Source organism: Microbacterium panaciterrae, from assembly GCF_039541635.1.
GTDB classification, from domain to species: Bacteria; Actinomycetota; Actinomycetes; order Actinomycetales; family Microbacteriaceae; genus Microbacterium; species Microbacterium panaciterrae.
In genome coordinates this window covers 297,766-307,531 of the sequence record NZ_BAABGP010000024.1, presented here as the reverse complement: position 1 = coordinate 307,531, position 9,766 = coordinate 297,766, and the positions used below count along the sequence as shown (strand labels likewise).

General features: G+C 62.2%; 4 protein-coding genes and 1 pseudogene. 2 read left to right on the top strand and 3 right to left on the bottom strand.

Annotation, left to right across the window (positions count from 1 at the left end):
* Window positions 1–279: 279 nt before the first annotated feature.
* Together ABD882_RS17805 and ABD882_RS17800 are read right to left on the bottom strand one after the other, a co-directional pair.
* On the bottom strand, window positions 280–1,125 hold the full coding sequence (locus ABD882_RS17805) for an SDR family oxidoreductase (protein ID WP_345188781.1): 846 nt from the start codon (window positions 1,123–1,125) through the stop codon (window positions 280–282).
* 365 nt (window positions 1,126–1,490) lie between these two features.
* On the bottom strand, window positions 1,491–3,815 hold the full coding sequence (locus ABD882_RS17800) for a family 43 glycosylhydrolase (RefSeq protein WP_345188780.1): 2,325 nt from the start codon (window positions 3,813–3,815) through the stop codon (window positions 1,491–1,493).
* Window positions 3,816–4,608: 793 nt separating this feature from the next.
* Between ABD882_RS17800 and ABD882_RS17795 the strand changes: the two are divergent.
* Both ABD882_RS17795 and ABD882_RS19135 read left to right on the top strand, forming a co-directional pair.
* Window positions 4,609–5,160 (top strand): annotated as a pseudogene (locus tag ABD882_RS17795) (putative PEP-binding protein); the annotation flags it as partial.
* Between the two features lie 600 nt (window positions 5,161–5,760).
* Window positions 5,761–6,420: an aldose epimerase family protein gene (locus tag ABD882_RS19135; RefSeq protein ID WP_486348215.1), complete on the top strand. Its 660-nt coding sequence runs from the start codon at window positions 5,761–5,763 to the stop codon at window positions 6,418–6,420.
* Here the strand turns inward: ABD882_RS19135 and ABD882_RS17790 are convergent.
* Window positions 6,417–9,653, bottom strand: a complete 3,237-nt coding sequence (locus ABD882_RS17790; RefSeq protein ID WP_345188778.1) for a DUF5107 domain-containing protein — start codon at window positions 9,651–9,653, stop codon at window positions 6,417–6,419. The two genes, ABD882_RS19135 and ABD882_RS17790, sit on opposite strands and share 4 nt — an antisense overlap.
* Window positions 9,654–9,766: the final 113 nt, after the last annotated feature.

Sequence of the window (9,766 nt, the reverse complement as noted above, 5' to 3'; positions counted from 1 at the left end):
GGAGAAGTCGACACCTCCCCAGTTTCGCCACTCAATCACCAGGCATATAGGAGACACGCCCTAGCTCATGGAAAAGGTGGCGCTTGTCGTCAGCGCTGCCTCTCATCTCCTGCTTTAGAACTCAAGTTGACCCCGTATGGCCACGGGAGATCTGGCCGAGTTTCTCGGAATGTCGAGAAGTTCCTCGTCTACCACGACGGGGGAGCGTCCGTTCCGGCCGGCCACTCCAGAGGATCGCGCAGATCGAGGAGCGGGGTAGACCCTCGCCCGAAGAAAATCTCATGACGCCGGGGCACCGGCCAAGAACTCGCGCAGCGTGAGTGGGGGATGCCCGAGGAGCTGCTCAAGGTGAGGGCTGATCCTCGCCATTTCACCCTCGGCGATCGCAGTATAGGTCGAGACCCACGCATCGTATTGCCACTGCGGTTCGTCCCACCTCTTTCGCGACTCGTAGGCTTCCTCGATGGTTTCGTTGTGAAACGAGACGGGGCTACCGCGATGCGCGGACAGGATCTTGGCGATCTCGGTCATCGTCAGTGACTCACGTCCGGTCAGGTCGTAGGTCTTGTGCGCATGAGCTTCTGGATCGGTGAGCACAGTGACGGCGGCCTGAGCGATATCGATTCGGGCGACTGCTGAGACGCGTCCGGCACCCGCGGGGCCGCGGATCACATCGTCATCACCCACTAGCGCATCCATGAAGTCGAGATAGAGGTTGTCACGGAGGAAGGTATAGCCGACTCCGGTCGCGGCAATGTATTTTTCCGTGATGTCGTGGTCTCGGGCAAGGGTGAAGGTTGCCGTCGGGCTCGCCCCGAAGAATGACGTGTACACGATGTGCTTGACGCCTGCGGTAGCGGCGGTGTCGACGAATATGCGATGTTGCTCGAGACGTTCGGCGCTTTCAGACGCGGACACCATGAAGAGTATGTCCACGCCATCCAGCGCTGCCGCGGTTTCGTCCCGAGCATCGTAGGCGAAACGATGCACGGTCGCCCCTGGCAAGTTTGGCGCTTTCGCGGGAGTGCGAGCGAGTAGTCGCTGTTGAAGTCCGCGGTCAGCGAGTTCCTGGGCGACGAAGCGTCCGAGGACACCGGTCGCGCCGGTAACGGCCAACGTGGTCATACGGTGGTCCTTTCGTCGTAATCGGCGCGGGCACCGAACATTCCCGACATGTGCAGCTTCGCCCAGGGCGAGTCGACTTGCGCGCCCGTTCGAGATCGGGGACGCGTACTTAGGCTGACCAAGAATCATGCCAGCCCGGCACCTGCCCGGACAAGGCGCCCGGTAGGGCAAGAGTCAGGCCGCTTCGATGAGAAGAGTCGGCACGGCGAGTCAAGCAAAGGCCGGCAATGGAAATCAAGTCGCCCCAACTTTCTTGCTCCTGCCGGAGATCCAACCCGGGGCTGATCTTGCGGTACGAGGCTAGTTGCGTTCTGTGACCCTGTGCGACCCGCAACTTGAACGTGCCGCACAGGGTCATCCGCTGGTCAGCTTGTCTTTACGAGGGAGAGCGCGTCCACCGTGACGGGTTGGTTCCCGGTGGTGCTCTTCGCTTCGATTCGGATGGTCACCGGGCCAGCGGCGAGCGTGATCCCGCTCAGGCTGAACGCCTTCCAGCCGTTGGACTGGGCGTTCAAGTCGATCACGTTCCTCGTGCCGTCGGCCTCGACGATCACTGCGCGAGCGTATGCGAGGCCGCCGGCGGTGTTTGCTGAGAGTGCGAACCGGTATGTGCCGGTTGGAACGGTGACGGTCTGCTGTACAGCCCCAGAGAATGCGGTCGTCGCGTTCAGTCGTAGGCCCCAGCGAGATGATGCTGCCCCGGGCGAGACGTTAGCCACGAACGCGCTTGTCGAGCCAGCGTCCGCCTGATTGGTCCATCCCGTGAGAGTGGTCACCGCCACGCGATCCGCGGCGAACTCAGGGTTCAACACGTAGTTGTTGCCTGACGAGACTCTCCATTCACCGGTAACGGCGTTCAGCTCCCACTGGCTGAGCGAATTGAAGGCCGGGGTACCGGCATTATTGGTCAGAGGCATCCACTGGTTATAGCCGATACCGTTCCAGGCGAAATCGGCCCAGCGATCACCGGCGTAGACGACTGTGGACTGCGTCGTACCATCGACTCGGAAGAAGAACCCGGTCTGGGTGACGTGACTGTAGTCCATTTCTGTGCCTGACATCGTGAATTCCGAGCCGTATGTGCCTTGGATGGCGGAACTCTGCGACTGGATGACGTAGTTCACGGAAGTGTTCCACCCGTGCAGATCAGAAGACGCCATGTAATAACGGTTGCCCATTCTGAACATGGCGTTGCCTTCTCGGCCGGAACCGGGGATGTAGCCGATCTGCACCCCGGGCTCGAGGGAAAGCGAGTCGGCAGGGGCCAACCGGGACACAAAGGCGCGGTTGCGACCGGACGAGTTGGAGAAGACCAGGTAGTCGGTGCCATCATCATCCGTGAAGACAGTCTGGTCACCGGTTGCCTTCGTAGGTGAGTTGACGATCTGTTCCTGCATGTTGCCATAGTCGAAAAGATCGGTTGGTGAGTCGCCCTGCAGGAACATCACGCCTCCGGCCTGACTTCCGGTGGGGTCGAACAGCTGGTTGAACTGAGTGACGAGGACGTACTTCCCAGTGTTCTCGTTGTAGCTGACCCCTAGTCGACCGACCCAAGCAGCGTCGGCCATCGAATTCATCTTTGCGAAGTACTGACCCTTGCTTGTGGGAATCGCGAGCTTGGTGCTGGTAGTGACGATCCGGTTCTCGAACTTCCAGCTCGCGAGGTCCTTCGACGAATAGACGGGGATCGACACGAAGGTCACGTTGTTGTCGTACTTCGTTGATGGGTTTGCCCTATACAGAGCTGCACCTGCGTATTCGACTCCGTACCAGTAGTAGGTGTCGCCGAACTTGAAGACTCCGCCTCCCTGCGAATAGATAGGGTTCCCAGCAGTGTCGTTCCACCAGGTGTCGTTCGTGATCGTCTTGAATGTGCCGCCGGAGGTAGTCACTAGTCCCGCCGCTGCGTTCTGCAGGCTGTTCTTGGCGGCGACCATCGTCGCGAGCGAAGCGGACGAGTTGGCGATCACCGACTGCGCCTGAGCGATCGCGGCCGCGAAAGGCGTCCAGCTCGCCGAGGTGTACTGGCTTGACACCCGAGTTTGATAGTCGGCAACCATATCCCGCAAACCGTCAATGTCTACAAGGGCGTTCAAGGCGGCAAGCAAATCGACGCGCAGTTGCTCGCGTGACGCGGATGTTCCGCTGTTGTTCGTGACTGCGGTTCCGGCTGCTGTTCGCGCCGCCGCGAACGTTGTCCATGACGAGGCCGTGTAGTCCCCGGAAGCCCTGTTGGTGACAGAGTTGTACAGGTGGCTGAGGTCATCTTCGATCGGCCCTGCGACGGTGGCGGTGAACGTCGCCCATCCGTGATCGACCCAACCGTCGGCTTCAACTCGGAGTGTGTGAGGGCCGTTCGTGAGACCCGACTTGGTGAACAGGAGCCTGACGGTGTTGTTGTTTGCCCCCTGGTAGGTAACGGTTCCCACTTGCACGTTGTCCACGTATACCCGGCCAGTGCCGTGGTCGGTGCGAGTGCTCCCGTACAGGTCGACCGTGTGGCCAGTGAACGGGATCTCGAAGAAGGAGCCTGTGGTGGCCCAGTGAATACGAGTGTTACTCGCCCAGGTGCCCGAGTAGTAGGTGAGGTTCGGGGTTCCCTGTGTGGTTGTTATCGCGTTGTGGTCGACGGTAACTGTGGTCTCGGCGGCCGCGGCGCTATTTGAATGCGCAATCGGCGAGAGCAGCACACCGACTACTGCGAGAGCCGCTAAGAGCGCTGTCCCGCGTCGCGTTCGGCTGAGAGTGAAGGACATATTGGGCTTCCCGTCTACTTCGTTGTAGTAGTGAATCGACAGTTGCGTCGATAGAACTCATCGTCCGGCGGGGGCATCGGCTAGGCCATGGGCGATTGGCCGACCTATCTGGAGGAATGGCCGTTGATAGTCCCAGCAGTGTTGAAGCGCTGGAGCCGGACTTCACCTTGGGGGTGTCTTACAAAGGTCGACGTGATCGGCTGAGAGCCTCGATCGGTGTCTCGGTTGCAGGTGGTGGGTTGGTCGGTGTCGGTGGACCTCCCGTCCGCTCGTGCGGATCGACGCGTCCCTGAGATCTACGCAGACAGTGCAAGACACGGATCTTTTCGCGTCCTCGAGAAGGACGCGGTCGACTCTAAGCATCCCGCTCATGACTATTTCACCGAGAGTAACCACCGTGTCGCGCAGGTCATTCGGGAACGTCTCGCGGTCGGACTCATCACGACCCCGAGTGAATCGTGATCCTGGTGCAACAGCTGAGGCCCATCGTCGATGCGGAACTCAACGGGCTCCGACGAGTCGCCGCAGAAACTCGCTTACCCTTGCACCCCCGACGAATCTCTGGCAATGGGTCTCTCGGACATGTGACTGGTCATGCAAGCAGGATCCGATGCAGTGCGAAAGCACCGCCTCGGGTCCTTTTTTGTTGCCCAGAGTCGATCGGCGGTGTAGCCGATCGTGCCCGTACGTCCCGACGAACCGAAGGAGATTCCGCATGACGACGGACGACAGCGGCAAAGGTGCCGACCTCTGGGTCATGGCCCCGATGGTGGCAACAGTGGAAGAGGCGACGTACTTCACCACGTTGGCCCGGGAACACGGCATCCGAAGCGCGGGAGTCATGGTCGAGATCCCTGCCGCAGCGCTGATGGCCGACCGCCTGCTCACCCAGACCGACTTCGTCTCGGTCGGCACGAACGACCTCACGCAGTACGCGATGGCTGCCGACCGCGTGCTCGGATCTGTGGCAGCTTACCAGGACCCCTGGCATCCGGCGGTGCTGAAGCTGGTCGGCGAGGTGGGTTCGGCGGGTCGATCCCTCGGCAAGCCGGTCGGAATCTGCGGCGAGGCCGCGGCCGATCCCCTCCTCGCCCTCGTCCTCGTCGGTCTCGGCGCCACGAGCCTGTCGATGGCGCCAGCCGCGATGGCTGGCGTTCGCACTCTGCTCGCCAAGCACACCTTGGCGCAGGCGCGCGCTTCCGCAGCTGCGGCACTTGCGGCCAGCGATGCAGACAAAGCTCGAACGGCCGCCCGTGCGGCGCTGGCCCCTGCCTCGTAGGCGATGCGTCGTACACGCCAAGGACTCAGAGCATCGGCGATCACCGCCCTGGCGGCCGGACAGCACCGGCCGAGACCCTTTGCGTCTGCACGTATGAGGGTGTCCCGGCGCGACAGCGAATTGGCCCCGGGAGTTGACTGCGAAACCAGTTTCGAATCCTGGGGGTCAGTCCTTTGCATCCGAGAAGCTCGGTCTTCTGAGGTATAGCGGTTGGTGCCGATTGCTCGTTCAAAGAGCAGCTCGCCACGTTGCATGGCTGGTGCAGGCAGAGTGAGATCGACCCGGTCGAACGGCCGCGACGACGATGATGAGGCCGTCCGGATCACGCATCTCAAGTCCTAGCGAGGGAGTCTCACTGTCACTGAAGCGCCGGAGTCGCCGCGATGACATGTTCGATCGAACGGGATCGCTGGATGATGGGACGACCCTGCAGCACGTGCTCGGGTGCGCCGAGATAGTTGGATCGTGTCTCTCGCAATTTCGGTATGTCCTGAACGCGGTGCAAAGATCACCTCTCTGAGGGATGGTGATGGAGTCGAGTGGCTTACCCAAGCAACGGGTTACTCATACCGTCAAGGGCTACCTTTCGGGCAGGCGGAGATGGCTGGATGGGACGAGTGTGTGCCATCCGTCACTCAGTGCGTGGTGGGAGGTGAGTCGATTCCGGACCATGGTGATGCGTGGGACGTGAGTTGGCAGCGCTCAGGTCACACTTTTCACCATGCTGGTACGAGCATGGCGTACCGCATGGCTCGTACCCATTCACTGACTGCTTCAGGTGGTGTCCGTCTGCGTTATCGGGCCGAAACTGATCAGGTCGCCGTGCCGTTCATGTGGGTGGCACATCCTCAATTCGCTGCGCCTAGCGGCACTCGGGTTGAATTTACGCACCCTCCGAAGCGTGTCGTCGACGTTCTTGCTGTCGGTTGGCCATCACAGGCGTGGCAGAAAGAGCTGGGGAGCATCGACAGCGTGGCTTCTGGAGCTTGCCGGAAATATTACGTCGATCCTCGGGAGACCCCAACAAGCGTCGACCTTGTCCGCCCCGATGACCGCAGACTGCGGATGACGTTCTCCGCGACCGTTCCCTATCTTGGACTCTGGTTTGATAACGGAGCGTGGGCTCGCGATCCGGTTGTCGCATTGGAGCCGGCATTGGGTTATGCGGATTCGTTGGCGGTAGCCGTCGAACTTGGCCGGGCACCAGTCCTGACTCCGACGACGCCTCTCGAGTGGTGGATCGAGCTTCACCGAGTTTAGAGGAACTCCTTCCTTGGAAGAGCGTGAGTGCGGCCCTCTCGGGCGAGTGATTCGAGCAGGTTCGCTCGAGCAGGCGCCGCGCCCGGGTCGAGCCCAAAGACCGACAGTTCGGGAACACTCGTTGCGAAGTAGTCGATCGTGTCCTGACCGGTCCGCAGTTGTTGCGCGCGATCTTCCAGCAAGGACCAACACAGATCAGCTCGTTCCGTGTCACCGATTGCGAGCGCACAACGCCCGACCCAATATGTCGCCTCGTCCGCGAGCCGCGTGGGATGACGCACCGGATCCGCCGAATCGTTGGTCCCCTTCTCCCACTCCGAGGCGTCTCCCATGATTTGCCCACGGAGGAAGCGCGCTTCTGCGAGTGACGCCAGTTCGTGACGCTGTTCGCCCAGGGTCTCGGGCACTTCATTCAGCCGATCTACCCAGGAGAGGGCCTCGATTCGGGAGCCTGCGGACAGTGCAAGGTGTGCAAGCGCAAAGCAGGCGCGGTCCCAGGCAGCAAGGACCACCCCCTCGCCTCCCTCCCAGGCGCGTAACTGTCGAGACTGCAGCAGGTCGATTGCCTCGGCGGGCTGATTGACGTCAGTGAGTAGGCTGGCCCGCAAGACGATCAGATCGTCGCGAGTCGCCGTCGACTCGGGGTAGTGGTCAAGGCGGGCCAGCCGTTCGGCGGCGGTTTCACCGAGTCGACGGCCGAGGAGATCCCGTTCCAGTAGGAGCCGGGCTCGCATAGAATCTTCCGCGATGGCCTGATCGTAGAGTTCGGCGGCGGCCCTCTCCTCCGAAGCGACTGTCGTTTTCGCCAGAGCGAGATTGCGCAGCAGCACCGGTCGGCGACCGCCCGCATCGTATGCGGCTTGCCACAGGGAGAGCGCCTCGTCGCGGCGCCCGACGTCGTACATCCATGTCCCGGCGAGGTCGCGGGCGGTAGTGTCCTTGGGGTTGGCATCGATCGCGGCCAGAAGCGCGTCGAGGTCAGCCAGCCCCGATGGGAAAGCGCGTTCAATGTTAGCGTCGCTTCCTCGTCGGCGGGCGGCGGCAGCATCGGCCTCCCTGCCGACGTGATCGAGAATCTCTGCTGAGAGATAATAGGCCATCGCAGCGTGAGACCCGCCATCCGAGGTGGGGGCGGTAGTCGCCTCGTCCAGTAGCGACAAAGCCGAGGTCGTGTCGCCGACCGCGCGGAACTCGAGGGCGACATCGATCAGCGTCCTAGCATCCTCACCCGTGGTCTTGCCGTCGAGGATCCGAAGCCATCGATCTTGTGCATCAGCGCAACGTGCTCGCTGTAGCTCCTCACCCGCCGCATCTGTGCCTCCGAGGCGGCGAAGCAGGACGACGCGTGTGGCTGCGACGCGCGGATCGGTCGAGGGTTCCGTCAAACGGGCGAGAGCTGCACTGTCCCGGCCTGCTCTGGCGTCGATACGAGCTTGTTCGAGACGCGCGGCCGGAGCCCAGGCGGCAGCCCACTCAGCGCGACCGAAGGCGTCATGGGCCGCTTCTTCGTCCCCCAACCGGAGCAGGGCGAGACCGAGTCGGTAGTAGGCTTCCGGGTCTGAGGGATTGGGATTCCGGCGGATCAAACGCTCGATGGCGCGTCGGCAGAGGGCAGCGGCGTCACCGTAGCGACCTCGCCGATACTCGCTCGCCGCGAGTGCGACGAGCGAGCGCGAGTCGCCGGGGTCGCGGAGGACTGCTTCGGTCCAGTACGGTTCGGGGCCGCGAGTCGGGTGACGGTACTGCGAGAGGTGCAGGCCGGTGAGAAACAACTCGTCCGAGGACGAGATGTCCTGCGGAGCAGGTGGCTCCGTGGCCACCTCCGGCTCCTTCCAGGCCGCTCGGTCTCGCGGAGTGCTCCAGCGGGCAAGAACCTCCGCCCCATCGACGACATCCACTTCGACTTCATCAACGCCCCGATCCGTGGCCACGTCCAGGATCAAAGAGTCTTCTGGGCTGACCTTAGCGTCGCCTTCGTGGAGTACCTCTCCAGACGCCGTCACCCGGAGCACGATGTCTCGAGAGGTGGTACTCGCGACGCCGATCTGAAGCCCGGATTTCGTCGCGTGCACGGCAAGCGCGGCACTTGTGGTTGCGTGCAGAGGAACACCAATCTTTGAGATCGGGTACCAATACTGGGAGAATTCTCGCACCTCGCCAGGTGCGAGGAACGAGAAGTCAGGCTGGTTGTCGGTGAAGACGCCTGCCATGAGCTCCACGTAGGGACCGTCGCCATCAGTGAGTTGACGATCCCAAGCATGACCGAAGGCGTGGTTGCCCCAGGTCCACTGTTTCTTGCCCGGTGCTATTCGGCGGTCGGCCCAATGCACGAATCCTGCACGCCTCGCATGATCGTAGCCGCCGAAGAAGTCGTCTCGGGTGGAGAGCACCATGTAGGAGGTCGGGACAGTGATGTTCGTGTAGAAATCGAGACGATCAGCATCCGGGTGGTCCTCGCTGACACGTGCCGGGTAGTCGACGCCGTAGTAGGGACGGTCTGCCCGGGGAAAGGCCGTGACTGCTCGGCGGGCGTGGTCGGCGACGTAGTGAACGTCCGGTGGGAAGAAGGACTGGTATCGCTCGTGCACGCCGGCAGCGACGTTCGCCCACCACAGGAAGGTCTGCCGATCCTCAGTGCGGTTGTGCAGTCGAGCGCGCAGTTCAATCACCGTGGAGTCGGGGCGTAGCCGGATTCCGTGGCTTGCACGCATCCGGGCGAAGGGGTCGTGATCCGTGCACCAGACCGTAACGGCGCCGTCCGCTTCGACCTCGATTTCGGCGTCGACGGGAAGATGTGTGGCCGGGCGATGATGCTGCGGCCAGTTGAACTCGACCCCACCTGAGATCCAGGGCCCGGCAAGCCCGACGAGTGCGGGCTTGATGACGTTGTTGCGATAGAAGAAGTCATAGTCGGCGATCTTGTCGTACCCGACGTGGATGCGCCCACCGAGCTCGGGGAGCACCATCAGTCGAATCCATCGGTTCTCAAGATGGATAGCACGCCACTCACGGGCATGCTTCTCGTATGCGATGCTCTCCACGAACGGGATGGGATACACGCGCCCGCTCGAGCCCTGATAGACCCGCGCCTCCGAAAAGATCGGGAGCGCCTCTGGCTCGCCGGGTTCGTATGTAGGGATGGTGACGTTCTCCGCCCAGGCGATCGCGCCGCCCGCGGCGAGATGTTCGGCTAGGTCGGTTGGTGCGGCAGGCAGGGTAAATCGTTCGTCCACGCGTCCACCCTATGAAGGGCCGAGTGCCCATCACATGGGTCAGTCGAGGGAATCCCTGGAAGATCCTCTGCTCTGGCTGCCCCCGCCCCCACACGTCACCGATGGATTCTGCT